General features: G+C 66.6%; 16 protein-coding genes and 1 pseudogene. 5 read left to right on the top strand and 12 right to left on the bottom strand.

Translation table 11 applies throughout. The annotated features are described in order from the left end of the window. Nucleotides 1–2: 2 nt before the first annotated feature. Together H2Q94_RS08470 and H2Q94_RS08465 are read left to right on the top strand one after the other, a co-directional pair. Nucleotides 3–500, top strand: a complete 498-nt coding sequence (locus H2Q94_RS08470) for a hypothetical protein (RefSeq protein ID WP_243793803.1) — start codon at nt 3–5, stop codon at nt 498–500. 657 nt (nt 501–1,157) lie between these two features. Beyond that, a complete protein-coding gene (locus H2Q94_RS08465) occupies nt 1,158–2,075 on the top strand; it encodes an N-6 DNA methylase (protein ID WP_243793802.1) in 918 nt (305 codons plus the stop codon). 59 nt (nt 2,076–2,134) lie between these two features. Here H2Q94_RS08465 and H2Q94_RS08460 read toward each other — a convergent pair whose 3' ends face one another. The 10 genes and pseudogenes from H2Q94_RS08460 to H2Q94_RS08415 all read right to left on the bottom strand — a co-directional run bounded on the left by H2Q94_RS08460 (nt 2,135) and on the right by H2Q94_RS08415 (nt 14,323). Further along, nucleotides 2,135–3,088, bottom strand: coding sequence for a M23 family metallopeptidase (locus H2Q94_RS08460; protein WP_243793801.1), 954 nt, complete (start codon nt 3,086–3,088; stop codon nt 2,135–2,137). A 7-nt stretch (nt 3,089–3,095) separates the two neighbouring features. Beyond that, a complete protein-coding gene (locus H2Q94_RS08455; protein WP_243793800.1) occupies nt 3,096–4,136 on the bottom strand; it encodes a replication-relaxation family protein in 1,041 nt (346 codons plus the stop codon). 74 nt (nt 4,137–4,210) lie between these two features. Continuing rightward, nucleotides 4,211–6,706, bottom strand: coding sequence for a DUF8128 domain-containing protein (locus H2Q94_RS08450; protein ID WP_243793799.1), 2,496 nt, complete (start codon nt 6,704–6,706; stop codon nt 4,211–4,213). A 50-nt stretch (nt 6,707–6,756) separates the two neighbouring features. Continuing rightward, nucleotides 6,757–7,574 (bottom strand): annotated as a pseudogene (locus H2Q94_RS08445) (GP88 family protein). An 83-nt stretch (nt 7,575–7,657) separates the two neighbouring features. Next, nucleotides 7,658–8,077 carry a hypothetical protein gene (locus H2Q94_RS08440; protein ID WP_243793798.1) on the bottom strand — a complete coding sequence of 140 codons (420 nt, stop codon included), beginning with the start codon at nt 8,075–8,077 and terminating at the stop codon, nt 7,658–7,660. Next, nucleotides 8,070–9,908, bottom strand: coding sequence for a VirB4 family type IV secretion system protein (locus H2Q94_RS08435; protein ID WP_243793797.1), 1,839 nt, complete (start codon nt 9,906–9,908; stop codon nt 8,070–8,072). Before H2Q94_RS08435 ends, H2Q94_RS08440 begins: the two co-directional genes overlap by 8 nt. Further along, nucleotides 9,905–10,945 (bottom strand): PrgI family protein, encoded by a 1,041-nt coding sequence (locus H2Q94_RS08430; RefSeq protein ID WP_243793796.1) that lies wholly within the window; start codon nt 10,943–10,945, stop codon nt 9,905–9,907. The genes H2Q94_RS08435 and H2Q94_RS08430 overlap by 4 nt, the downstream gene beginning before the upstream one ends. A 1,059-nt stretch (nt 10,946–12,004) precedes the next feature. Next, nucleotides 12,005–12,754 carry a TrbL/VirB6 family protein gene (locus H2Q94_RS08425; RefSeq protein ID WP_243793795.1) on the bottom strand — a complete coding sequence of 250 codons (750 nt, stop codon included), beginning with the start codon at nt 12,752–12,754 and terminating at the stop codon, nt 12,005–12,007. 250 nt (nt 12,755–13,004) lie between these two features. Further along, nucleotides 13,005–13,373, bottom strand: coding sequence for a pilin (locus H2Q94_RS08420; protein WP_397545443.1), 369 nt, complete (start codon nt 13,371–13,373; stop codon nt 13,005–13,007). A 56-nt stretch (nt 13,374–13,429) separates the two neighbouring features. Further along, nucleotides 13,430–14,323: a hypothetical protein gene (locus H2Q94_RS08415; RefSeq protein ID WP_243793794.1), complete on the bottom strand. Its 894-nt coding sequence runs from the start codon at nt 14,321–14,323 to the stop codon at nt 13,430–13,432. Nucleotides 14,324–15,654: 1,331 nt separating this feature from the next. On the opposite strand from H2Q94_RS08415, the gene H2Q94_RS08410 reads away from it, so the two are divergent. The 3 genes from H2Q94_RS08410 to H2Q94_RS08400 all read left to right on the top strand — a co-directional run bounded on the left by H2Q94_RS08410 (nt 15,655) and on the right by H2Q94_RS08400 (nt 19,619). Continuing rightward, nucleotides 15,655–16,101 carry a site-specific DNA-methyltransferase gene (locus tag H2Q94_RS08410; RefSeq protein WP_243793793.1) on the top strand — a complete coding sequence of 149 codons (447 nt, stop codon included), beginning with the start codon at nt 15,655–15,657 and terminating at the stop codon, nt 16,099–16,101. After that, nucleotides 16,098–17,147 carry a DNA-methyltransferase gene (locus tag H2Q94_RS08405; protein ID WP_243793792.1) on the top strand — a complete coding sequence of 350 codons (1,050 nt, stop codon included), beginning with the start codon at nt 16,098–16,100 and terminating at the stop codon, nt 17,145–17,147. The genes H2Q94_RS08410 and H2Q94_RS08405 overlap by 4 nt, the downstream gene beginning before the upstream one ends. 516 nt (nt 17,148–17,663) lie before the next feature. Then, nucleotides 17,664–19,619 (top strand): recombinase family protein, encoded by a 1,956-nt coding sequence (locus tag H2Q94_RS08400; protein ID WP_243793791.1) that lies wholly within the window; start codon nt 17,664–17,666, stop codon nt 19,617–19,619. 1,751 nt (nt 19,620–21,370) lie between these two features. Here the strand turns inward: H2Q94_RS08400 and H2Q94_RS08395 are convergent. Then, the gene (locus tag H2Q94_RS08395) at nt 21,371–22,252 is read right to left on the bottom strand and encodes an IclR family transcriptional regulator (RefSeq protein WP_243793790.1); all 882 of its coding nucleotides are present in this window, start codon (nt 22,250–22,252) and stop codon (nt 21,371–21,373) included. A gap of 90 nt (nt 22,253–22,342) precedes the next feature. Then, complete coding sequence (locus H2Q94_RS08390; protein ID WP_243793789.1) at nt 22,343–26,194, bottom strand: hydantoinase B/oxoprolinase family protein; 3,852 nt, start codon at nt 26,192–26,194, stop codon at nt 22,343–22,345. Between the last annotated feature and the right edge of the window lie 310 nt (nt 26,195–26,504).

The raw sequence follows: 26,504 nt of genomic DNA, 5'->3' as shown, positions 1-26,504 counted from the left end.
CTGTGTTCGTGCTGTCCGCCAACGGTGACATGCTCTCCGCCGAATACGACGACGACTCTTCAGTGATCACGTTCGAGAACGCCGAGGACACCGCCTGGCGGTGCCAGGCGTGCGGCCAAGCTCTGTCCGAGGAACCGGACGGCTACGCCGACGAATGCGGATCGCTCCGATGCGAGGCCTACAACCCGTACGAGGATCCCTCTGAGATCGACGACGTGGATTCTGCACCGGGCTCCGGCGAAGGGCCGCATCGCCCGCAACGGGTGCCGCTGGCGTGGTCCCACGGGGCCACGATCCATACCGACCCTGACGAGGACTCGATCACGGTCATGATCAACGTTGGCGATCCGCGCGGCGCGTTCGCCTTCAGCGTGCGCCGCGTGCCTGACGACGCGCCAACCAACGCCGGACGGCTGGTCATGCACACCCCGTATCCAGGCGAGCCGATGCCGCACGCAGCGCTGACCACTGACCATGCCGGTACCTATTGGGTCGGGTGACCGGCCGGGGCGCCCGCGACATGTCCGGGCGCCCCGCCCTGCTGTCCTCGCCCTGCACGGCTTGCCTCGGGATAGGTGCGATGCCCGCTACGGCCGACGCAACCGCGGCCGGAACAGTTCGCCCTTCGCTTCCCGGGGATTCGGACATGACCGCGGGTGGACACGACTCAGCTTGCCGAGCCCGCCACCGCCGCCGACTACGACGCCGCCGCCTTGGCGCTAGCAGCATCCCCAGTGGATTTTTCGTCACGGCGCCTGCGCTGAGCATCCCAGCGAAGGCGGGTACTCCGCCGATGTCGTGCGTTACTCTGGTTGACGCCTCCCTTCGGGGATGGCCTGCCCTTTCGGAGGGCTTGTGACAGGTCGGCGGACCGTGCGAACACCCTTCGCGGGTGGGTCCGCCGACCGTCGCACTACCTGTCGACGGTTCCCCAGCGCACGACTAGCGGCGAACGAGCATCCGCTTTTCGTTTCCCGTGTCGAGTTGTCAATGCAGGCAATTTCGATTTCCCACTCAAGACAATCACGCACACGGACATTTAAGATTTCACCTTTTGCTGCTCATCGACGTTCAGAGCACGTAAGCAAGATTCGCTAACACAGCACCAGCGATGATTCCGAAAAGGCTGGTGTCTCGCTCACTTGGAGGGCGAAGTCATGGCACGAACCACCCAGAGCGGCGATCGCCGCGACCCCGCTCAACACGCCGTTGCGATCGCTCACGCTGTCGACAAGGCATGGAACACCAGTAACCACACCGGCCGCCGAGAGGTGGCCCTGTCCATAGTGGCGGCGCTGTCCCTAGTCGGGCAACGTGACCCGAGCGGCGATGATCTGGCCAGCCAGTTCCGCTCTCAAGGACCAGCAGAGTTCACCGCCACTATGCGGGATCTCTACACCGTTTTTATCAACGCCCGTCCCGACTTGGTCCACCTCGTATATCCACTCATGGCGTGGATGTTCGACGAACCGGAAGCCAGCCTGCAACACGCGGCTAAGCACGTCGCCGACGCAGCGCTGTCCGAAGGTCAGCTTGGGCTCTCCGGCACCAACCGGCGCTATGACACCGATCTACTCGGTGTCGTGCTTACCGCGCTCAAATCCGACTCAGCGAGAGGAGCGAATGCGCAGATCTACACCCCGGCTCCCGTCGCGGATGTCATGAGCCGGATGCTGTTGATCGGATCGAGACCGATCGAGGAAGGAACCCGTTTCCTAGATCCCGCAGTGGGCACCGGCGGTCTTTTTCGTGCTGCGGCGGAGAGCATGCGCGAGCGTGGCCAGGACCCGGCCGCGGTGAGCTGGTACGGCGCCGACATCGACGAACTCGCGATCGCCGCGTGCGCGGTCAATAGCCACCTGTGGGGTCTTGGCTCCCGGGTGTTGTTGTGCGTGACCAACCCTCTGGCGGAGGCTGATTGGGAGCGCCGGGCCGAAGCACAACGCGCCGAGGTCCTGAGCTTGACCAACGCCGTCCGACGCGACAAGCTCATGATCAACGCGCTTCGCCGTGTTCAGAAGCTCACCGAACTGGCCGACGAGCACAATGCCACCGCCGAAGGCACCACGACCTAACGACGCGCGTGCGCGTGGCCTGGTGCGGAAACAGCGTCGCGGAGACCAGCAGGCCGTCTTCAGGGGCACAACGTCGGCGCCGGGTGTCGTTCGTAGAACGCGACAGGATCGACTGCGTGGGCGTCCTTGTCGATCTGGAAATGCAGGTGTGGACCGGTGGATTCTCCTCGATTTCCGACCTCGGCGATCGGCTGACCGCCTTGGACCTGCTGCCCGGGTTGCACGATGTTCCGGTTGTTGTGCCCGTAGGTCGTGATCACTCCGCCCGGGTGTTGCACCCTTACCCACAAGCCATATCCGCTGGCGGGCCCGGAGTCGATGACGGTGCCGCTTGCGGCGGCCACGATCGGCGTGCCGATGGGTGCGGCGATGTCCTGTCCGCGGTGAAACTCGCCGCCGCGTGGGCCGAAGCCTGAGCTGCACTTACCGCGGGTGGGCACGGTCCAGCCGGTCTGCTGCTCATGCTGTTGCGCAGCCATGTAGGCGTCGGCCTGGTCGAGAACTTTCCGCACGTACCAGTCAGCATGGTTGTAGGTGAAGATCGCGCCGTAGAGGTCGCGGCCGTCGCGTGCTCCTGAATCGCACAGGTAGGCGGCGGCGGTGTAGATAGCGTCGTGTGGGTTGTATCGCGAGGGCGGAATGCTTCCCCCGGGCGGCGGCGGATGCTGGGCCACCACGGAGTCGAAAGTGTCTTGCAGGAACTGCATCGGCCCGCCGGCACCGGCGAAATTCGCCCCACCGTGGACACCGGGTGCGTTCAGGCGTCCGTGGTCGGTTTCAACTTTGCCGACAGCGGCCACGACGCTCCAGTCGAGCCCCGGGCAGGTCACTGCTGCCTGCTGGTAGAGGGCGAGGTAGTTGCCGGGGATGTCAGCGAGCGCGGCGGGGCTGGGTTGGCTGCTGGCCGTGTTGGCGGCGCCGAGGACGGCGGAGACGACTCCGGCCACGGCCGCCGTGATGATGGTGATCAGGGCGAAGATCGCGCTGATCGTGGTGATAGCGATCTTGGCCATGCGCGCATCACTTCCGTGGGTTCCAGGTGAGATCGGCGGCCTGCCAGGGCGGCATCGGTGCCGGCGAACTCAGCCGTGGCGCGAGGCCAGACTCAGTGGTGCCGCTGGTGTCCGTGAAGCTGGGCGGTGCTTCGAGGTCGGGCCACACCGAAGTCAGATCAATCAGTCGTTGGCGACCGGACGCGGTGTGAAGCAGAGGCAGCCAGATGTCTCCGGCAGGGCTTCCTGCTGCGCGGAGGTGTTCGGCGGTGGTGGTGGCGATCGGGAGCGCGTGTCGTTGCGGATCAGTACGCAGGTGCTCGGTTAGGTCGCGCCGGGCGTGGGCTTCCCGTACCGGGCCGGTGAACACCGCCAGCAGCGGGGTCACGATGTGAGTGGTGGACGCGAGCTTGGCGTAGCCGGGCAGCTTCGCGACGAACCGGGTGAGCTGGTAACTGCCGGTATCCCATTCGAGGAACCATTCGATCTCCCGTCCGGCTTCGTGCCAGCGGCCGTAGCCGTCCGGGCGGACGTGGTCGCCGAAATGTCGGGTGCAGCGGGCTTCGGACCACCACGCGGTCATGGCCTGGTCTCGGGTGGTGTCGGCGAGTGCGCCGGTCAGCAGGGCGGTGAAGAAGGTGTTGACGCCCATGAGGTGGGTCAGCCGCAGGCTGTGGGCGATGCCGATCGAGCGTTCGTGCCGGAACTTCAGTTCTTTCGGGTCCAGCCCGTCTTCGTGGGCGAGTAGATGCGCGCCGGTGGTGTCGAGGACGTAGTGCATGGGTGCCCGTCCGCGGCCGATGTAGGGCTGGAAGCGGTCCATGACCCGCCAGGCGTAGAGCTTCTGCAAGCGGTGGTTGGCGGCCCTGCGGGAACTTCCGAACGCGATCTCCGCGATCTGCAGGGAAGTCAGCACCTGGTGCTCGGCCAGGACCCGGGCCAGCCACCGATCCCGAGGAGTGAGGTGGGCGGCAACCTGGGCTTGATGCTCGGCGGAGGCCGCCAGGCGCAGGCTCGGCCGCTGCGGTATCGGGCTGCGCAGGTCGCGCTGCTGGTGGTGGGCGAACATGATCGTCCTCCTGATGAGGTCAGGGGCGGGGAGGAACGCGGGCGGCCCTGTAGGGGACCTTTTCGGAACGGGGGCTAGGCCGTGCGGCGGGCCCGACGCGGGTCGGTGCCGGTCGTGTCTGACGGCTCCCCGGAGTTGTCCTCGGTGGAGGCCAGTGGGCGGGTGTGTGCCGCGGCGGCCGAGCGCACGGCCTTCGCGCGGCCGGGAATCGCGGCTGGCAGCGGTTGCGTGGTCACCGTGAAGGGCTGAGCTTCTTCTCCGTTGACGACCAGCCGGGCGGCGGCGTGGTAAACGCCTAGGTGCGCGAGGTCGTGGTCAGACACCCGAGGTGCGGTGTGGCGGGCGAGCTCGCGCGCGTCCTCCGGGCCGGCGCTGAAGAAGATCTTGCTCCGGGCGTTGGTGGAGATCCCTTCCTTGAGATCTCGGGGAAGCTGCCCCAGGTGCTGATGCGCCAGCGTCATGCTCATCCGGTAGCCACGGGCTTCGGCGAGCATGTCCTCCATCGCAAAGGGGAGATTCAGGAAGTTCTGTGCCTCGTCGACGTACAGCCCCGCATCACGGCGCTCGCGTTGGGGCAATACGGCACGGGCTGTCGTGGCCTGCCAGACCCGCGCAACGATCAGCGACCCGAGCATCCGGGTGGTGTCCTCCCCCAGGCTCCCCTTCGGAACGCGCACCAGGCACAACCCACCGTCGAGCACCTCAGATAAGTCCACAGTGGACGGTCCGGCAGCGATGGCCTTGACCACGAAGGGCCGCAGCAGAAAGGCGCGGAGCTTGTTCAACAGCGGCGCGGTAGCCTGGGCGCGAGACCCGTCCGAAAGCTGGTCATACCAGTCCCAGAACCCCCGCAGGGTCGCATCGCCGGCGACTCGCTCCCGGTGCCGCGCGCGGGTGGCCGAGTCGGTGAGCAGGAGCGGCAGCGCGGCCAGGGTCGGAGTGTCCGAGGCGGCCCGCAGAGTCAGGCACCCGGCACGGAGGATGTCCTCCGTGCGCGGCCCCCACGCCGAGGAGAACACCCGGGAGAACACCGACACCACGTTGTCGACCGCGGACTCCTTCGGTCCCTCCAGGGGGTTCAGGCACGGCGTCGGGCCGCCGGAATCAGCATCGAAAAGCACGACTTTGCTGGCAGCATGCTCGGGAAGCCGCTGCATCACATCGGTGATCAAGTCGCCTTTGGGGTCGATGACCACCGCCCCGCGGCCGTGCTCGGCGTCGGCGAGGATCATCCGCGCCATCATCGTGCTCTTGCCGCTGCCGGTGGCGCCGAGGATGTGCAGGTGGTGCCGGGCGTCGGAGACCCGCAATCCGACCGGGCGGGCGTGGCCGGTGTCGGACATCCCGACCGGGCGGATCAGCTCACCCTCAGTCGGCGTGTTCGGCGGCGGAGGCACCGCCCGTGCCCCGGCACGGGCGACACCCGGCACTGTCTCATCGGTGGGCAGGTGGGCCACGGCCGCCAGCTCGGGCACCGACAGCAAGTCCCCCTTCCACAAGCGCCGGCGGCCCAACGCGCGCACGGGTTTGTGCAGCCGTCGGCGGCGGAAATGGTTGTGTTCGGTGAACCCGGAGAACGCACTCGCGATCGCGTGCGCGCGGCCCCGGACCTGCTCGCGCACCCGCGCGACCTGCTCGCGCGGCGTGTCGATCGGCACCGTCGTGGTCACGCCGTAGCGGATCAGGGTCTCCCACTGTGCACCGCGCTGTTTGCCGACGATGGCGCGGTTCTGCGCCTGAAACTCCAGTGAAGTCTGCGGATTGAGTTTCGGCTGGCCGCGCGTGGGCGTCATGCTCGACGGACCGGGTGTGGCCAGGTCGAGCAGTCGGCCGGGCAGGTGCGTGGAGCGTCCGGCGTTGAGATGGCGGGCGGCCCGCCGTGCCTGTTTGACCCGGCGGCCGGTCACCGGCCGGGCCAGCACCTGCACACACGCGGCGTCGTTCACCCCGAGCCCCACCGGGGCGCCCAGCAGAGCGCGGATCGGGTCGGCGTCGAAACCGGTGCGGATGGGCAGCGCCTCCGACCGGGCCAGGCGCAACGTGCCTCCGGTGGCCACGTGGCGGCGTTCCGCGGCCGGTGCTGCGGGCAACGGCGGGCCCGCTTCGGCGGTGCGAGTGTGCGCTCCGGGCCAGGCCGCTTCGATGGCACGCTCGACCATGCCCGGCGGCACCGTGCCCGGAACCCACAACCGCAACTGCACGCCGTCCTGCCCGAACACGTACTCCCAGACCAGGTGCGGTTGCCCCGACGTCAGACGCTGCACCATCGGCCGGACGAGCCCGACCAGGTTCGACCACACCGCTTCAGCACCATCGGCATCGACGGCGGGCGGCACCAGGATCGTGACCACCCGAGACCGCTTGTGCAGCGCGTCCTGGCAACGCAGGAACCACCACCAATGCAGAAGTCCCAGTCCTGTTACCACGAGCATGATCGCGGGGACCGCGAGCAGCCCCCAGGTGTGCAGCCACGACCACACCTGACCGAGCACAGCCTGAATCGCGCCCCACGGATCAGTCAGCAACCTCTCCAGCGGGCTGTCCGTGACGGACGGGCTTGCGAAATCCATGCGAGGAAATCTCCTTGCCATCAGGAGCGAAGTCATCGGCCCCGGAGTGATCACGCGGCGTGCCCCTCAGACTCCGGGCCCCGGCGACCCCGAGCTGACGGGGCACTGCTGATCGAACGAACGCCCGCGTCTCCACAAGTACGGCGGTGCGCGTCGACTTCGGCCTGCCACTCCGAAAACCGACGCCCGGCCAACTTTTTGAGGAAGTGCGGGATGTTGTTCGCGGGAACACCCACCAGGTGCGGACCAAGCACGGCGAGCAGGTCCGAGGCTTCCTGCGACGACCAGCCCGCCTCGGCGATCGCCTCGGCGTCCGGGAATACATCGGCCACTCGATCCACCGCGGGATCCAGCAGCGCGTCCTGCGTCCCGCCGAAGCTGTAGACCCACAAGAAGTTCTCCGGCGGGTTCGGTTCCACGATCACCTTGAACCGCCGGACTTCCTTGGTATAAGCGTAAAAATTGACTTCCGGGCGCGCCCGCATGATCCGCAACCAAGCGCAGAGGTAGTCATCGCTGAAGAAATCACCGGCGTCGTGCACCCGGATCCAACCACCCTGAACTTCGACCCGGCGAGCTCGGCGAGCATGGCCTGCTCCCACCCGGCCAGATCATCGAGCACGAACCGCAGGTTCGACTCGTGCTTGGCCCGCACCGCCGGCCAGGTGTAGGTGCCGAACCTGGCGTAGCAGACGTGACTGCAAATTCCCGCTGCAGGACAGGTGTTGTAGGTGCGGCCATCGGGCAGGCGCCCCGCCCAAGCCGGCAGGGACCAGTTGTGCACGCCAATGGCGCGCATTTCGCGATTCTGAGTGAGCAACCGGCGCGGACGTCCGGAAGAGGAAGGGCCTTGAGCAGTTGAAGGCATACGTGTCCTCCGTAGGAAGAGGAAGAATTCGAGAAAGGCGACAGCTCCGCAGTGGATCGGCTGTGTGAAAGAGGGCTTCGTGCCTACGCCGGGTCGTCGTCAGGGCACGGCGGGGACGTGTCATCGGGCGGCAGGTGGTCGGAACGTTGACGCTGGCGACGGTGGCGGTAGTGGTCGAAGTTGACGACGTTGCTGTGGACTCCGTCGGTGTCGGCAGTGCCGTGCAGGGCGTACTCAGGGTCATGTCGGCGGCGGACGTAGCGCGCGCACACGCCGACGAGCGCACGCACGCCGAAGACGACGACACCGCCAGTGAGGTATCCGACGATCGTAATCACCGCGCAGAGCAGCCAGAACGCCGCCAGCACTCCCGTCACCAAAGCGAACACCGAGTGGAAGTTGTCTGCGAGGGCGTTGAGAACGGAGCTGGAAACATCCTGATCGACCGCCGTAGTAGTAAACGATGAATGCATAGGCCATCCCTCCCTGTTCGCTTCAGTCATCAAGAAGAAGGTCGTGAGGGCTGCCAAGATCGGCGAATTCGTCTGTAGTGTCCGTGGAATCCGGCAGCGAAGCCAATTCGGCGGGGTCGGTCGTGATCAAGGCATGCTCGCCGTCGGAGGCGATGGCTTGCAGAGCGACCCGCTGTGTCTCCGCTGACAACAAGCCCTGTCCCGTCCCAGCTGAGAGCAGGAACTGCCGCTCCCCTTCGGAGAGGGCGAAGGTGCGGACGATGTCGTCGATGGCTTGGGGTGCTTGGCGTAGCAGGATCTGGGTGGCGGCGTTGGCGATGATGGCCTTGCCGAGGTCGGTGCCGAGGACGTCGCCGACGTCTTGGGTTGCGACGGTGAGCCCGCACCAGTGTTTGCGGGCGGATTTGGCCATGCGCCACAGGAATTCGGCTCCGGCTTGCTGTTGCATGAGCAGCCAGGCTTCGTCGACCACGCACAGCTGCGGGCGTCGAGTGGCGGGGTTGGAGATCCGGCGCCAGACCGCGTCGAGGGTCAGCAGGGTGCCGGCCGGTTTGAGTTCGTCGGGCAGGTGACGCAGCGAGAACACCAGCAGGTGCCCTTCCGGCGGTGCGGTCGTGGGGCCGTCGAACAGACCGCGGAAGGCGCCGTCAGTGAACGGCTGCAGCCGGGTGGCCAGCCCGCCGGCGGTGTCGTTTCCGAGGTGGGCGAGGACGGTGCGCAGGTCGGAGAGCAGTGGTGCGGGTCGGGTCCAGGTTCGGGGGTCGTCGGTGATTCCGGCCTGCTGGTAGGTCGCCGTGACGGCGTGGTCGAGCACGGCCCGTTCGTCAGCGGTCAGCGGCTGTCCGAACAGGACGGGCAGCAGGGTGTGGAGGAACAGGCTGCGTCGGGTGACCGCGTCGGCCGGTACGGAGCGACGTCCGTCCGGGCGGGTGTGGATCGGGAGGTCGAGCGGGTTGAGCCGGACGCCTTCGGCGCCGAGGGGGAAGTAGGTGCCGCCGACCGCGTCAGCTAGGCGGGCGTATTCGTCTTCCGGGTCGATGATCGCGATCTCGACGTCCCGGTACAGGCTGCGCAGTGCTTCGAGCTTGACGAGGTAGGACTTGCCGGCTCCGGATCGGCCGAGGATGACGGAGTTGTAGTTCTCGCAGTCGAAACGGTCCCAGTGCACCAGGCCCTGGCTGCCGAGGTTCCAGCCGTAGAGCACTCCGGCGGCGGTCGAGGCGGCGGTGGGATCGGGCGGGGGCAGGTCCGGGCTGGTGAACGGGAACGCGGCGCTCAACGCCGCGGTATCGAAGGTGCGGGTCATCTGGATTTGGTCCAGGCCCATCGGCAACGCCGTGATCCACCCTTGGAGGCTTCGGTAGGTGGTGGGTTTGGCGTCCATGAGCAGGCTCGCGGTCAGCGCGCGTAGTGCGCCGATCTCTTCGACGAGTTCCTGCTCCGAGGTGGCGTGCACGGTCAGGTACAGGCCTGCGCGGAACAGGCGGCCTTCGCCGCGCGCGAGCCGGTCGGAGAGGTCGTAGGCGTCCTCGGTGGCCGCGTCGACCTCCGGGTCTTGCAGTCGGCCGTGCGCGGCGCCGTAGCGGCGGCTGGATTCGAGCTTGCCGAGCTGTTTGCGCAATCGGTCGGCGGCGATGCGGGGGTCGATCGGTTCGATGTGCAGCGACACGTCCAGCCGGCCCGGGTAGGTCAGCAGTGGTTGCAGCCAGCCGGGATGGACCTCTCGTGGGTAGCCGGCCACGGCGAAGGAGGCGACCCAGTCGTCACCGATCTGCAGGTGCCGGGGATGTACCTCGATGGCGTCCGGGGCGAAGGCACTCGCCGCCGCGGGCTGGTGGCGGTGTTTGTTGCGGGTGATCACGCGAGGTCCTCCTCGGTGTCGGGGCCCCAGTCCTGGCCGGTGGGTGTGGTGATGACCTCGCCTGCGCTCGCCATCTCTGCCGACGGCGGTAGTGGGCTGTCGGGATTGGTGGCCGCGGTCAGCACTGCCGTGGCCTGACCGGTGTCCAGTGGGGTCACGTGGATGCCCGCGGACATGAGCAGTTCAGTGGCCTCGTTCATCCGCCGCAGCAGCCGAGCGCCCGCCGCGCGGCGGGCTCCCTCCGGCCGCTGCTCGCCGCTGCGTGCACGGTCGGGGCGGTGCCGGGTCAGCGAGTCCTGTCCGGTGGTGCGGACCGGCTCCCGGATCACCAGCAGGATCTGACGGCGCAGCAACTCGGCCTGCTGGCCCAGGTGGGCTAGGTAGTCGGCGTGATCCAGCGCCGCGGACTCCAGCGCGGGGTGCGACAGACCCGCAGCGCGGTCGCGCAGCTCCTCGATCTGGCTGGAGAGGTCCAGTCGCTGAGCGCGGACGAGGAGTTGCACCCCCGCACCGAGGCTGTGCAGGTATCGGCCGAAGGCGGCGGTCAGCGCGTCTTGCTCAGCTGGAGTCCGCAGCGCGAAGTTCACCGTGGAGCACGCGGCCACCAGGGCAACACCGTCGTCGCCGAGATCGATCAGGCCCGCTTCGCCGATACCGTGGGCCGGCAGGTCGAGCCCGCCCTCAGCGACGGCTTCGTGCCCGTGCGCCACCTCGGACAACCACTCCGGCACTGCGGCGGGGCCGTGCCCAGCCGCGACTCGGCGGCGCGGTTGCCATCGCTGCCGGAGACCGGCCAGCAGCAACCGGTCCAGGGCGACGCCGTCGCGGCGCACCGTGACCAGCGTGGTGATCGCGATGCCGATCGGCACGGCGACCAGGACGTAGGCGATCACGGGGATCAGGGCGCGGGTGGCGTACCAGCCGCCGTAGAGGATCACCGCGGTGACCGCCATGACGGCCACCTGCCGTGCGGTGAACCCGGCCAGGATCCGGTCTTCCCGGTCGACGTCCGCGGGGATGCGCACGCTGTTGCTCATGGCTTTTCACCACCGTTGTCCGGAAGGTTCAGGGGCAGTACCTGCTGTTGTGGGTTTCGCGGCGGTTCTGGGGGCGGCGTGGGCTCGTCCCGAGTCGAACGGGGCGGCGGTGGCTTCGGGAAGCCCGGCAGGGCGTACTGGCCGTGCTTGTCCGGGCGGATGCCCTTGTATGCCGGCGGAGTCTGGGGGCGGGTCCGGCGGGGTGGCCGCGCTTTAGCTCCGGAGTGAACTTGTCCGTCCCGCCGCACCAACGCCTGTTGGCCCGGCACCTGCGATGGGGTCGTGCGCGGTTCGGGCGGCTGCTGCTGGCGAGCCGCGTCAGGGGTGGCTTGGCCGGTGAACCGGCCGACCAGCGGCAAGTGGTGCTGCTCGCCCGGTCGCACGGCCACCGGCAGAGCGCCCGGCTGCCCCGGACGTGGCGGGTGTGCCTGCGGACGGGCCCGGCCCGACGCGGTGAACAAACTCGGGTGCCCCGTATTGGTCCGGGGCGGATCGGTCGCCGGTTCCTCGGAGAAGGGGCGTCGGCTTGTGTGGTCCGGGTCGTGCCGTGCGTGGATCGGCAGCATCGTCTGCTCACCTGGATTTGTGGTGTGCCGTACGGCTCCCGGATGCAGTTCCGGCGGCAGCGCAGCGGTTTTCGGTTCCCCACTGACGGTGAACAGCGCTTGCTGCTTTCCCGCATTCGCGGACGGCTTCCTTTTCGGGGGCGTAGTGCGGGACGCGTAGCGTTGATGCGGCGGCTTCGGCAAGCGCCCTCGCTTCATCCCCTGCAACGGAAGCATGTACTGCCCCGACGAATCCGCGCGCGATCGGGCGTAGGGGTCGGGCGGCTCAACGTGGTCCTGCCCGGCACGCGACCTGGAGGATTTGCGTTCTCCTCCGCCTCCCGCGCCGAGGAGCCCGAACGTCTTGTACGCGATCAGGCCTCGAACGAGTCCGCCGACGAGCGAACCGCCTCCGCCCCGGATCGAACCGAGCACCCAGAAAGGTATTTTGATCAACACATAACAGAGCGCGAGCGCTACTAAGAATTGGATCACAGCACACCTCCTGGATATGTCAACCGAACAGGGTGATGCCGCCAGGCCAGAAGAAAAACTTGATCGCTACCACCAGTGCGAGCGATTGAGCCACCTGGATCGCCATAACACCGGCGAATGCTTTCCACCACCACCGTGCGATCCCCTCTGTCTGCGGCAGCGCGTGACACATCAGCAAAAGGGGAGCAGCAGCTAACAGAATGATGGTCAAGGTGATTCTGACGATATAGGTCAACATCACCACGATGAGCATGACGAGCAACGCAAGAGCGATGAACAGAACGAACACGCCGCCGCCGTCGAGATCCTCCATCAACGTGTCGCGCATCGCGCGCCCCGCCACCTCCGGGCTCAACTGCTCGCCGAGCACTGCCCGCGAGAGAGCGTTGCCCACTTCGATGATCTTGCCACCGAAGAACAGCGACAGATTGGCAGCCAGAAACCCGACGATGACCCTCGGGAGGATTTCTTTGATGGAATGCCTGGTGTGCAGTGTCTCGTGGGCCATGACGATGATTCCGGCGACCATGACGAGGGCGGAGTAGGCGATGAGGACGATGTGCTGCGAATTGGCCCAGATCTGGCCCATGACCGGTAATTGATCCAGCTGAGGCGTCACCAGCACTGAGTCCGCGAGCAGGTCCAGCAGGCTGTTCAACCCCGGCGTTACCAGATCGCGGAAAAATGCTTCGATCGCATCCGACACGCAGGCCGGGATGTCGGTGAACCCGCACGATGACTCCTCACCCGGCGGATAACCGGGGTTCAACGGGTCTCCGGATGGCTGGCTCGCCGGAGGAACGGGGACAGGCTGAGGAATGCAACTCGGTCCCTGGCACGACGGGGCGGGCACCGATCCGGACGGAGCAGGTGGGGACGGGACTGGCTGGGCACTCGCGGCACCGGTGAAAGCCGTTCCCGCTGCCACGGCGAGCACGAGCACGGCGGCCACCACGGCGACAACGCGGCCCCAGCGATGACCCGCCGGTGCGGTGCAGGATGCGGTGGCCAGCATGGGCTCAGGCCCCCACGATGCCGCGCAGGATCTCCACGACGAGTGGAGCCAGCGCCGCCAAGGCGTAGCCGAACCCGGAGCTCTTGAACGCCTGTTTGGCCTTCTCGATCTCACCCGGGTCGCCGGCGGCGAGCACATAGCGAACGCCGCCGATGGTCAAGAAGACCGTGGCCAGCAAGGCGAGAATCCCCATCAACCAGTCGCGGATGTTGTTGAGGACGTCGTCGATCGTGCGCGCCAGCGCCACCACGTGAGTGGTATCGGCGACCGCAGGCATCGACAACGCCAGCAGACCGGCCACGGCCAGCCCCGCGACCAGCAGCAGCCGGGGAGTGCCGCGGGGGTAGCAGCACGAGGTAGGTGGGAAGCGCATCAGAGAGACCTCCAGAGAGCGCGTACGAAGCAGCGGAAGCGCAATGCGGGCAGGGCTCACCCGCGTCCCTGAAGTCCGAATTTCGGCGCACGATTCGCCAGCTCACCCCCACCTTTTTTCACTACTTTCTGTGACCGACGCTCGTTGCTGGCCGTCGAGCGGGCGGGCTGACACGTCGTGGCCGCAGCGCCCGTGGGGTCGCCGTCGTCGGGGCTGATGTCGGCCTCGGCAAGCCAGGCGGCGAGTCGGTGCTCGGCCTTGGCCCGACGCTTCGAGAGAGTCTTGTAAGACAGGCCCGGCGGGCGGGACCAGTCGGCCAGCTTGATGCCTTCCAACCGGGTCGCGCCGATCAGCTCTGCCTCGGTCCGGGTCAGGACCCCGGCCTCGACCGCCCGAACCAGAACCAGGTCCGGATGCCCGGACGGCGAGGCGGGTTCGCTGGTGTGGAATCCCGGCGGCTTCGGGGTCGGCCCGTCCAGCCCGTCCAGCAGCGCCCGGTGCCCGGCACGGTATGCGGCCCACCGCAGCCGGATCGTGATCCGGCCCTCGGCGAGATTCACGGTTCGCAGTGCGTCGAGGAACCCGCGCAGTACCTCGGCGTGGATGTCGTGCGGGTCGTCGGCGTAGCGCTCGGTCAGCCGGGCCGCCAGAGACGTCAGCATCGGCAGCGCCAGCCCGACCGCGGTGATCGTCCACGTCCCGCCTTCAATCCGGGAACGGCTGATCACGTGGGCCCACACCTGGTCCCACACCCGGCGCGGGCAGCCCTGTTCCAACAGCAGGTCCCGGAGTTCATCGACCGGGATCTCACGGGCGGGCAGGCGATCGAACAGGCGACCGTCCACAGCCACCGGGTGATCGCCCGCGGTCAGCCACCCGAACGCGACACGGGCGGCGTCCAGCGGGTTGCCCGGCCACTCTTCGTACTCGGAGTGCGTGGGGAGAGCCATCGCTTGGCTCCTCTCGAACGGCGGTTGATGACGCCACCGAGAGAGCCAGGCACAGAACAGCGCAGCGCACGGTTCCGCACTAAGACGACACTAAAACGATCTCCTTGTTCCGGAACGGCTAGGTCGTCTGCCGATCAATTTCGAGATCGCACACTGCACAAACAGCGAGGCTGTGCGCTGCGGTGTTAGCCAGGCGCTGTTCCGTTGCTGTCACTCCGCCCAAGCAGACGGACGGGACAAGAAAAAGAATCTTGAGACGTTTCCGAAGCGATGTTGGCCGAGCCGCGCTGGCCTGCGTTGGAGCTATGGAAACCGGGACGGTCGTCGATCTCCCGCGACTCTGACCCAAGATCAATGTTCGGACCCGCGTGGCCGAGGGTTCTAGTGACATTGAGTGCCCGTTCTTGTTGAGGGCGAGCGAGAAAATCTTGGAGGCCGACGGCGAATCGGGGCCGTTTTTTCGGACTTCAGGGGTGTCCTTCGCTAGACCGACCGAGCACCGGAGCATGCCGATGTCCACCGTCCCGCCCCCGGAGGTACCACCTCCTGACGCCCTCGACGACCACGGTCCGAACCCCCGCATCGGACCGGTCCGCACACCGCGCCACGAACGCACCGGACCGCGAGTGTCGGCGACGGTGCGGCTGTGCCTCGTCGACCCCGCCGCGGACACCGACGAGATCATCACCGCCGCCGTCTCGATGATCACCACGACCTACACCGCACCCGGCGACCGAATCATGCTCGCCGACCCCCGCCCCCCTGTAACGGATGCGAGCCGGACGCGTCGCGACCGGCTTGTGGAGTCCGTCTTCCGACTCGGCCGAAGCGCCATCACAGGTCCGGACGTCCCGCCTCGCAGCGATCACGAGCTCGCAGCGACGGTTGGGGGTCTGCCATGGCCCCCGGTGTCCGGGGCCGGAGTCGGACCCCGGCCCGGGGATGTGACCGGCCCGGTCGCGAAACCGACCACTCGGCGACCGGCCGGTCCGGGTTCTGACGGCGTCGATGTGATCATCACGGGCTGGTCCGAACCCCCGCAAGCCCGTCCGCGATGGCCGACTTCACGCGCGCCCTGGCTCCCGTCGGGACCGTCGTCGTACTCACACACAGTAGTACTCAGAACAGCTTGCGGAGCCTCCACACGAAGCAGCCGTCCCGTGCTGCGGCGTTCGCCGGATTGCTCTTGGCCGACCGGCTCGTTCATCAACTCCCTGACACATCCCGGGACGGGATGCAAAACCGCCGGGCGATGGCCTTCGGCGGCCACCGCCGTATCCACACCACCGCCTCGGTGTTCCGCCGCCGGTCCCCGCTGCCGGAGGTCCGCCATGCCTAGAACCGTCTTGCGCCCCGGCAGTGCCTGGGACACCGGCACCGCCGCTCCTGACCGGCAGATCGCGGACCGGTATCTCGGGGCCACCCGCGCCGACCCCGCCCTGACCCCGGCCGTAGCCCGACAGATCATCACCACCTACACCACCCCCGGCGACACCGTCTGCGACCCGAACCCCGGGCCGGGCCTGGTCCTTGCCGAAGCGATTCGTACCGGACGGGACGCGATCGGACACGTCCCCGCCAGCCACTGCATCGCCCTGACCGCACCCATACGAGGAAACCGGGTACGCCCGAGAATCACCAGCCGCGTGCAATACCTCCCGGAAAGCACCGATCTGCACGGCCCTCCCGTCGCAGTTTCAGCACATCTTGACGTGCTGGTGTTTCTACTGCGCAAGGACACCTCCTGCGAAGAATTCTCTGGGCGAGGTGCTGCATGAACAACATCTACTATCACTATGGCGCCACCAAGTTGCATCTCGGCGATGCACTGGACGTCATGGGATCCCTCCCCAAGGCATCAGTGGACTGCGTCGTCACCTCACCGCCCCACTGGGGACTGCGCGACTACGGAACCGCGAAATGGATTGGCGGAAACCTGGACTGCCACCACACATTGGGAACCACACCCCACCAACGTCGCACCGCATATATGCGTCATTCCGAAAAAGAAATCCTGCGACGTTGCAGGAAATGCCAGGCGATCGCACACGATCAGCAGTACGGACTAGAACCTACCCTCGATGCTTACATCACTCGCATACGACATGTTTGCCACGAGATCAAGCGTCTACTCACTCCTCAAGGCACCTGTTGGATAAATCTACGGGACAGCTACAGCTATCACAGAAATGGAACCGGACGCGCAATCCCCGCCTCCGACGACAAAACAGCGCTAAACCTACAGCACAAAAGCCTCATGGGGATCCCGTGGCGTGTCGCACTAGAACTTCAAAACGATGGCTGGATCATCCGCAACGCCATCGTATGGCACAAACCCAACGCTGCCCCCGATCCCGCGCGGGACCGATTCTCTAACCGATACGAGATGCTATTCCTCTTGACTAAACAACCGCAGTGCCATCTGGACTCCAGCCGCGTCCTCGATCCCCTCTCCCAGTCTCGCCCGCACTATCGAAAGAACCACTACGGCGGGAAGAAGCTCCACACCGTTAAGACGCCGTGGAGCCCAGACAGCAAGGGAAAGAATCCCGGCGACGTGTGGTCCATGTCCACCCGCCCCCTAGCCGAGGCACACTGCGCCCCATTCCCAGTCGATCTCCCGTACCGCTGCATCGCCTCCGGATGCCCCTCCAATGGGCTTGTCCTCGACCCATTCTCCGGCGCTGGCACAACCGGACTGGCTGCCCATCGACTCGGACGCCGCTACCAAGGTATTGATCTCCGCGCGGACTACCACGACATCGCATTGCGTCGACTTCACGAGGACCAGCCGCCTGACTCCGACCTGCCCGCTTTGGCATGACCAGATCCCTTCAGATCGCTGGCCAGCTCTTTGCACAAACAGTCACCGAAGGGCTTCCTCTTGCAACCCGATGATTACACGGGCCGCACACTCCCCCGGCGCACCGGCTGGGGACCACCTGATGGTCGTACCCCAAAATCCTCGCCCCACCCAGACCGCCGGCGTTACGGTTCCGACCACCTTGCCCGGCCTTTCCGTGCCGAACCGAGCATCGACCTTCAAGAGGATGCCCACTCCGAGGACCTGGCAAGACCACTCAGTGACGCCACACAAGCCCTCTGGAGCTACCACCAGCGGACACGCGGTCGTACACGTTGCTACACCGGGGAAGTGACGTACATCGGTGAAGGGGAACGGAGACGCGCCGAACTCGCCGCAGTGCTGGACAAGCTTCTCCACTGGGTCGCGTCCGACCAACAGACGCAAGCGCGCCAACGCCGCGAGGGACCCGCCGCTGCGTGAACGCCAACTGCATAGCTGCCGTGAAGAAAACCCTGAAGCCATGGGAGATACAACGTGACCGGAGATGACGACGAACTGGTAATCAACCCGCCCGCGCCGGGGGTGGAACGACGCGCGGGCCGCAAGATCCCCGTCTCGGGGCCATCAGGGTTGTCGGACTACGCAGTCTCGCCGTTGGGAACGTCGACTGCCGCGCTGATGCGCGATGAGGTTCGAGTCGCGTTCCTGGGACGGACCTCGACCGAAGATCAGCAAGACCCGCGGCAGTCCTTGCTGCGGCAAGTTAGTAACAGCAAGACCGCGCTGCCGGATTCGTGGGTGATCGTGGCTCACTTCTACGACGTGGAGTCGGGCCGCATGGAACTGGACCAGCGCGGCCGGGGGGAGAACTACGAGCGCTTCGACATCCCCGTCGCCCGCGACGGCGGGATTTCCGATCTGCTGTCCGAGGCCCAACACCCTGGACGCCGCTTCGATGTGGTGATCTGCGAAAGCATCTCCCGTGTGGCCCGACGCGCCTTCGAAGGACTATCCGTCGAACGCGAGCTGGAACGAGCTGAGGTTCCGCTGTTCGCTTCGAACGAACCCATCACGCTGTCCGGCAGTCGTGCACAGCGGGTCCTGCAACGCCGCATCAACCAGTCGATCGCCGAGTACGAAGTCCTCAACACCCTCGAACAGTCCTGGGGCGGGATGTGCGCCCACATACGCGAGGGTTACAACATCGGCAAACCTCCGTACGGATACCAGGCCAAGATCATCCCGCACCCCAACCCGACCAAGGCGGACAAGGGGCAGAACAAGAGCCGGCTGGAGCCGGACGGCGCGAAGGCGGAGACCGTCGCACAGATCGCCAAGTGGCGCTACCACGAAGGCCTGGGCTTCGACACGATCGCCGAGCGCCTCAACACCGCCCCGGACCGGTACCCGCCACCCCAGCCGACCAACATCGGCCGGGCACGCAAGGCATGGGGCAAAACCAGCGTCTACGACATCCTGCGCAACCCGAAGTACACGGGCTACCAGGTGTTCAACAGACGCGCCTCGCGCTCCAAACACGGCAAGGTCAACGACCCCATCAAATGGGTGTGGTCACACGAACCCACCCACGAGCCACTTATCCCGAAGTGGATGTTCGATGAGCTCAACGCCAACCGGTCAGCACGACAAGGCTCCCGCCACGGCAACACGTTCAACGTCCATCCCGAGACCCGGCGGACCTACGTCTTGCGCGGCATGCTCTTCTGCGGATGCGGTCGCCGAATGGTCGGCACACCGCGGCACAACCGCCCTTACTACGTGTGCTGGCCCCGGAACAACAACCGAGGCCGTCCGGACAAGTACGAAGGCCACCCCAAGGCCCTCTACCTCCGAGAAGACGCCCTCATAGAGGCGATCACTCAGTTCTTCTCCGACCGCGTCTTCGGTGACCAACGGCGCGAACTCATGGCAGCAGACCTGGAGGACGTCGATGATCACGCCGAACGAGAGCGGAAGGACGAGCGGGAACGCCTCGAGAGCCGCCTCGCCGACGTCGTCCGTCGCCAGAAGTCAATCTTGCAGCAAGCACAAGACGGCGATCCGGACGACCCGTTCGCCAAAGGCCTCCGCAACTCCTACAACGAGCTCGAAGCCAACCGGAACTCCATCCTCAACGCAATGTCCGAACTGGACGCAACCGAGGCATCAGAGCCAGCCAAGCCGAGCCTCGACGACCTCGCTCTGCTCGATGCGCTCCCCTACCTGCGTGTCAACCTCGCCCGAGCACCCGAAGAACACCTGAGGCAACTCTTCGAGATCACGCAACTCACCGTGCGTCTGCACGGCGACAGCGACGAAGTGACCATCTCGATCACGCTGCCAAGCGACACCCTCGATGACATCGCCAACACCGCCGAGAAGACAGGTGAGGTCGTGCCGTTCACCACCAAAACCCCTGGGCAACAAGCCTCTTCTTCACGTGACGATGCTGTACGAGCCTCGCCGGGGGCACCACGCTTGAGCGGATGATCTGCATCATGGTCCGGCTTACTGGACGGCCTAGGATGCAGGTCAACTAAGAGCGTTGTGGTTCGCACCTCGTGTCTCGTGCCCCCAGGCCGAGGGGCTTGTTGCCCACGTTCAGAGCGCGGTCGCACATGTGGGCCACCGCCCGAAGTGATCAAACAGCACCAACGGACCTAGGACGACGCCCTCGTTCGTCGACGCCCATTTTCATCCAGTGGCACGCCCGATAGTTCGACGAAAGCCTCCACCCGAGCTGGCCCTACATATACGGCGATTTCCGGGCCACCGGACTTGCTTCACCGGCTATCCACGCCTGACCGCCTCATCGAGGGCGGGAGTGACGGAATCAGCCACTACTGAACTGCGGTTTTCAATCCGCGGCGACTCTTCCCGGCCGACCAGACTGGCCAATCCGCACTCACGGGTTTCCCGCGACATACGCAGCGCAGCTGCGAAATTGCAGTACACACCGACTAGGGCTGTGATATCCATTGGGTATGGCTACGAAGAGCAACGGGGCCCCGCTCGAAGCATACTGGTCTGCGCAGGAGTTCGCATGGAACCATGCGAGACTAATTCCGGAAATTGAAAAAGCGTTCAAGGACGCTCACCCCAAACGTTCCGAACCCAGTTCCCAGGAAGTGAGTTCGTGGCACGAGAGCACTTTTTGGCTTGCCTCACTTCTGCGCAATCTGAACCTCGGCAAGGTTTGGATGTTCATTGAGTACAGTGCCACCCCGACCATGAGCCCTATCGATGTCGTACTCGCTGGCTACCACCCAGACGGACGTTTCAGTTTCGCCGCAATCGAGCTGAAGCAATGGACGGCTTTGCAACATGCGCGCACACGGTCGACGCGACTACAGTCCCTGCGGGGCATCTACCTTCAGTAGTAGCCCCGCAGGGCCGGTACTGGACAAACTCCTCCCAAGTCCCTCCCTCCCACACACACCAAGGGCCGCGATCAAGCGCTCCCGGGTACGAATTCCAGTCATCCCAGCTCAACGAACCGCACCGGTTGTGTCAGAGCCTTGGCTGCCCCGTCGATATCCGCCAACCACGCCGCCAGGGTCACTGTTGCCGGAACCTTGAATTTATTGGTTTGGTTAATCTGTTTTGCACTTCGGCACGCGGCTCCCCAAAATTTCCGCTAGTTTGCGATCAGACGCGACCACCCATGCCGTGTAGACCTTAAGCGTTGTCACCCAGCTCCACCGTGCTCGAGTCGTCCGGAAACTGTCGGGGGTCTACTCCTGCGGTGAGTAGCTTGGTGGCCGGCCTCGATTCGCCGAGCGCCGTCTACCGCCGGCGCCGAAAGCGTTGATCATCCGGTAGACGCCTCGGCGCGCGCCCGGTTGCGTCTTCCGCTCGGAATGCGCTTGCCACGGGTCCGAGGCAGGCCGTGGTACCTCGGCAGCCGGCAGAGCGGCGCGTACAACTGCGGTCGGGTTGCCAGACCGTGCTCAGGCGGGGCCGGGGACCGCGACATTCTGACGCTCGTCCGAGTCGTCGCGGAATCACGCGGCTGTCCGTCGCGCGGGCACCGCTGGTGTGCTGGCTGGGGCGGCGCATCCCGTGCACCTCGATCACCCGGGTGAAGCCCTCGCCGCGGTGCGCGACGTCGTCAGCCGCATCGAGTCGGCGGCCTGAGCCGACGCCCCGCGACCGTCGGCACCGGGCGTTCTGGGCGCGACCAGCGGCGAGCCAGCTGGTTCGTCACGACGGCGCCGAGGTCCAAGGCGGCCGTTCAGCGGCTACCGCGCGGCGTCGGGAGCGGCGCCCATCCGCGCCGACACGAGGTTCGCGGCCTCGCGCACCCGGCGTTCGTAATCCTGCACGAGGAAAGGCGTGGCGCGGGAACGCGGTACCGACAGCAGCACGGCCGCGACCACGTCCCGGCGGTGGTCCAGGATCGGTGCCGCCACGGACAGCTCTTCCGGATCCGTGTCGCCGTCGTTGAGCGCGAATCCCTGCCGGTGCACCACGTCGAGCTGCTCCAGCAGTCGCGCCACGTCCTCGTCCCCGCTGCCGCAGTCGGCGATCAGGCCGTGGCGCAGCAGCCTGCGCAGCTCCGATTCCGGTTGCTGGGCTAGGAAAACCTGGACGGACGCGCTCATCGCCTTGTTGAACCGGGTGCCCAGCGGAGTGGTGTGCTTGACCTGCTTGGGGCTCGGGATCTGCTCCACGACGATCGACTCGTGGCCGCTCCAGACGACGAGCGCGGCCGTTTCCTCGGTCCACTGGACGAGCTGCTCCAGCGCGGGGTAGGTGATGCGGCGCACGTCCAGGTGCGCCAGCAGCGGACCGGCGAGCCCGATCACGCCGAGGCCCAGGCCGAAGCGGCCGCTGTGCTCGTCGCGCTCCACGAGGTCGACCTGCTCGAGGGTGCCGAGGACGCGGGAAACGGTGCTCTTGTGCAGGTTCACGCGCCTGGCGATCTCGTTGACTCCCAGCAGCGGCTCGGCGACGGAGAACGCCTCCAGCACGCGGATTCCGTTGAGCAGCGAATGCAGCGGGCCGCGCCCGGAACCCTCAGGTGCGTCCGCGTTCACCGTCTCCGCGGGAGGTGCCATCCCGTTCTCCCCGTTCTGCGCGGGCGTCACGACGTCGGCCTCCTGCGGCTGTCGGTACGTCACTTGTGAAGCGCGCTGATCCTACTGGAATGACTCCACGTCAGGCCGTCGGCTGGCGGCGCCGGGGAGCGGTCGGCACCACCAGCCGTCCGGTCACCGGCCGCCGGACCTCGCGGCGCGCAGTTCTCCGGTCCGGTCGAGGTCGACCGAACTGCCGTCGAGCACGACCCCGTAGTCCCGTTCGGCGAGCTCGACCGTCGTGAAACCGTCGAGCACGTCGGACAGGACCTTCTCCGGATCCCGGAGGATCGGATCGCCGTAGCCGCCGGAGTTCGGGACCTTGATCTCCAGCGAATCGCCCGCCCGCAACGGCCGGGCGGTCACCTTCGACGGCCAGTGGTCCTCGTCCGGCTCGCCGACGTTCTTCACCAGCGACGCGTTGCAGCCGTCGTGGCCGCCGAACACGCCCCACGGCGGATCCGACTCGTGCCGTTCGCCCTCGCAGGTCACCACGGTGTCGGTGAGGAACGTGTTCACGCGGACCACGCCGATGCCGCCGCGATGCTCACCGGCCGCGCACGGTTCGTCGCGCAGCTCGTACCGGTCGGTGCGCATCGGGAACCGGTATTCCAATTCCTCGATGGGGTTGTTGCGGGTGTTCGCGATCAGGCAGTCGACGGAGTCCAGGCCGTCGCCGTCGGGGCGGCCGCCGTAGGAGCCCTCGTTGACCTCCAGGTACACCCAGTACTCGCGGTCCTGCTCGCTCCAGCCCGAGTAGGACAGGAAGTGCAGGTGCGCCGAGTTTCCCGCGGTGACGTGCTCCGGCAGCACCGGCGCCAGCGCGCGCAGCGCCAAGTCCACCGCTCGCTGCACCTGGCAGAAGCGGGCGAAGCAGGCCGTGGGGAAGGTCGGGTTGAAAATCGTCCCTTCCGGAGCGATCACGTGGACCGGCCGCAACATCCCTTCGTTCTGCGGAACGAAGACCGGGTGCACGGCCTCATCCAGGAAGATCATCCGGGTGATGAACGCGAACGCGGACACGGTGGTGCCCTCGAACGGACAGTTGTAGGCGGTCGGCACCTGCGGACTCGACCCCGTCAGGTCGTAGGTGATCTCGTCGCCCTCGATGATCACCTTCACCTTGACCGGGAGCTTCTCGCCGTAGTTGCGGCCGTCGTCGTCCAAGTAGCCGACGTCGGTCTCGTAGACGCCGTCCGGTACTTCGGCGATCCGCGCGCGCAGCATCGACTCCGAGTAGTCGATCCACGATCGTCCCGCGTCCAGCACCGCGTCCCGGCCGTAGCGCGACACCAGGTCGAGGAAGCGGCGCTCCGCGAGGGAGCAGGCGGCCATCATGGCCTCCAGATCACCCGCGTTGTGCGTGGGCGTGCGGGTGTTGGCGAGGATGTGCTCCAGCAGCTTCGTCTGCCGCTCACCGCGCTCCACGATCTTGACGGCGCGGAAGATCTGCCCCTCCGCCTTGTTGTCCACCAGGTCGACCGCCAGACCCGGATAGGCGCCCCCGATGTCGAGCAACTGGCCTGACGCGCCGGCGAAACCGACGAGCTCACCCGCGTGGAAGATCGGCGTCACGATCGCGACATCGGGCGAGTGCGTCGCGCCCAGGTACGGGTCGTTGTGCAGGATCACGTCGCCTTCGTGGACGTCGTCGCCGAGCAGCTCCAGCACTCCGCGCACGATCTTGGGCATGGCCCCCATGAACATCGGCGTGGAATCGGACTCGGCCAGCACGTTGCCCTTCGCGTCGAAGATGCCCGCGCCCAAGTCCTCGGACTCGCGGATGATCGACGAGTAGGCCATGCGGAACAACACCGAGGCCATTTCCTTGGCGATGGCGGAGAAACCGCCGCCGATGACCCGCATCCGGATGGGGGTCGCCAGCGCGTTGTCCTCGGCCTGCTCCTCCCGTGCCGGGCATTCGATGACGAGGTTCCCGTACCGGTCGACGTTCGCGGTGAATCCGACCGGCACGACGGTCGTGGTGTCGTACTGCTCGATGATCGCAGGTCCCTCGATGCGCTCTCCCGCACCGAGCCGGTCCCGGTCGTAGAAGGGCGTGCGGCAGGACGTCGGCTGTCCGTCCACATCGAACACGACGTCCTGGGTGTCGAGCAGTGCGGCCGCAAGCCCGCCGCTCACCTCGTCGGCCTGCGAGGCGGGAAGCCGTTGCACGGCACCGACTCCGACGACCCGGATGTTGACGATCTCCACTCCGCCGGTGGCGAAGCGGTGCCCGAACTCGACTTCGTGCGCCTGGTGGAACGCCTCGCGGAGCTCTTCGAGCCACTCGTCGGTGATCTCCCCCGGCGGGATCTCGAAGCGCACCTCGTAGCCCTGACCGTCGTAACGGCAGTCGGCCAGGCTGTGCAGTTCGCGGTCCCCTCGCGGAATCCCGTCGGCATCCAGGCGGGCGTGGGCGTCGGCGGTGAGCTCCTGATACCGCTGGGCGAGCCGCGCCTTGTCGACCTTGCCGAGCACGTGCCGTTCGGTGGCGGCGAACTCGTAGCGCTGATCGGTGGCCAGCAGCCCGTTGGCCGCGATGGTGCCCGGGTGCGGCGGAACGAGCACTCGGGGAATGCCCAGTTCCGCGGCGATCTCGCAGGAGAACAGCGGTCCCGCGCCGCCCTCGGCCACCAGCGTGAATTCCTGCGGGTCGTAGCCGCGGCGCACCGAGTTCAGCTCGATGGCCTGCGTCATGCCGAAGCGCTGGATTTGCAACGCGCCCAGCGCGGCTTCCTCGGTGCTCATGCCGAGCGGGTCGGCGACCGTGGCCATCGCGGTCCGCGCCGCCTCGACGTCCAGCTCGGTACCGCCACCCGCGAGCCCGCGCCTGCTGCGCAGCCTGCCGAGCGCGACCTGCGCATCGGTCGAGGTCGGCAAGGTGCCGCCGCGCCCGTAGCAGGCCGGGCCGGGAGTGGCGCCGGCCGATTGCGGCCCGACGCGGAACACGCCGCCTTCGTCGACGTAGGCGACCGATCCCCCGCCCGCGCCGATGGTGTCGATGTCCACCATCGGGATCATGGCCTGGTAGTCGCCGACCTTGGTGTCCAGCAGATGCCGCATCCGCAGCTGCCCGCCCGGGGCGACGCCGATGTCCGCGGAGGTGCCGCCGATGTCCAGCGTGACCACGTTGTCGAAGCCGGCGAGCTCGGCGGCCCAGATCCCGCCGAGCAGACCGGCGACCGGCCCGGACATCAGCAGGTTCACCGGCTGCTCCCCCGCCGGCCCGATCGGCAGCATTCCGCCGGAGGACTGCATCAGCAGGATCTCGCGGGTGTAGCCGAGTTCCTTGACCGCCGCGGCGAGCTCTGCGAGGTAGCGCGACACCTTCGGGCCGACGTAGGCGTTGAGCGCCGTGGTGGAGAAGCGTTCGTACTCCCGGTACAGCGGAACCACGTCGCTGGAGACCGACAGGTACGCCTCCGGGTACTCCTCGGCGATGATCTGCTTGATCCGCTGCTCGTGGGCGGAGTTGAGGTAGGAGTGCAGCAGGCACACCGCGATCGCTTCGACCCCCGCGTCGCGCAGCTCGCGCACCTTCTGCCGGACCTCCGCGTCGTCCAGCTGTACCAGCACTTCTCCGTCCGGGGCGCTGACGCGTTCGCGCACGGTCATTCGGTGGCGGCGCTTCACCAGTGGCGCCGACTGCCACGGAAGGTCCTGCTGGAGCGAGAAGTTGTGCGGCTTCTTGTGCCGCGCGATGTGCAGGATGTCGCGGAAGCCCTCGGTGGTGATGAGGCCGACCTCGGCGCCGGTGTGGGTCAGCGCGATGTTCGTGGCGACCGTCGTGCCGTGCACCAGCTGGTCGATCTCGCGCAGGTCGGTCCCGGCTTTCTCGCACAGCAGCCGCAATCCGTGCAGCACGCCGCGCGACGGATCGTCCGGAGTGGACGGAACCTTCTCGATGACCACCCGGCCGGAGGCATCGTCCGAGAAGTACAGGTCGGTGAAAGTACCGCCGACATCGACTCCGACACGTTTCATCTGCATCGCTCCTCACAGGCGGGGACACGGGAGTGCTCGGGCGCGGTCACCGGGAACTGATCACCCCGGCATTCGTGACCGCGGTCACTTCTGCTGTCACGCTCAACGCACCTTGCCAACACCATGTCCTCCTGGTCAACACTAAGGGGAACCTGGACACATGACGGGAACGAGTTTCCGTGTGCTGCAAAGGATTCCTCAGGTCGAATCGGCCTGATTCGCAGCGACACCCCGTTGCCAGTCTCTAATTCAGCAACTAGATTGCCCACCGGGCAACAGTGATTACTTGGGGCTGCCGCCGTCGGCGCGA

This window comes from Saccharopolyspora gloriosae, from assembly GCF_022828475.1.
Classification (GTDB): Bacteria; Actinomycetota; Actinomycetes; order Mycobacteriales; family Pseudonocardiaceae; genus Saccharopolyspora_C; species Saccharopolyspora_C gloriosae_A.
This window is presented reverse-complemented; position numbering and strand designations above follow the sequence as displayed.

Excerpts from the sequence above, each read along its gene's own strand:
- H2Q94_RS08415 (WP_243793794.1), bottom strand. The coding sequence starts at position 14,323 with ATGGCTCTCCCCACGCACTCCGAGTACGAAGAGTGGCCGGGCAACCCG.
- H2Q94_RS08465 (WP_243793802.1), top strand. The coding sequence starts at position 1,158 with ATGGCACGAACCACCCAGAGCGGCGATCGCCGCGACCCCGCTCAACAC.
- H2Q94_RS08405 (WP_243793792.1), top strand. The coding sequence starts at position 16,098 with ATGAACAACATCTACTATCACTATGGCGCCACCAAGTTGCATCTCGGC.
- H2Q94_RS08460 (WP_243793801.1), bottom strand. The coding sequence starts at position 3,088 with ATGGCCAAGATCGCTATCACCACGATCAGCGCGATCTTCGCCCTGATC.
- H2Q94_RS08410 (WP_243793793.1), top strand. The coding sequence starts at position 15,655 with ATGCCTAGAACCGTCTTGCGCCCCGGCAGTGCCTGGGACACCGGCACC.
- H2Q94_RS08390 (WP_243793789.1), bottom strand. The coding sequence starts at position 26,194 with ATGAAACGTGTCGGAGTCGATGTCGGCGGTACTTTCACCGACCTGTAC.
- H2Q94_RS08450 (WP_243793799.1), bottom strand. The coding sequence starts at position 6,706 with ATGGATTTCGCAAGCCCGTCCGTCACGGACAGCCCGCTGGAGAGGTTG.
- H2Q94_RS08430 (WP_243793796.1), bottom strand. The coding sequence starts at position 10,945 with ATGAGCAACAGCGTGCGCATCCCCGCGGACGTCGACCGGGAAGACCGG.
- H2Q94_RS08455 (WP_243793800.1), bottom strand. The coding sequence starts at position 4,136 with ATGTTCGCCCACCACCAGCAGCGCGACCTGCGCAGCCCGATACCGCAG.
- H2Q94_RS08440 (WP_243793798.1), bottom strand. The coding sequence starts at position 8,077 with ATGACTGAAGCGAACAGGGAGGGATGGCCTATGCATTCATCGTTTACT.
- H2Q94_RS08420 (WP_397545443.1), bottom strand. The coding sequence starts at position 13,373 with ATGCGCTTCCCACCTACCTCGTGCTGCTACCCCCGCGGCACTCCCCGG.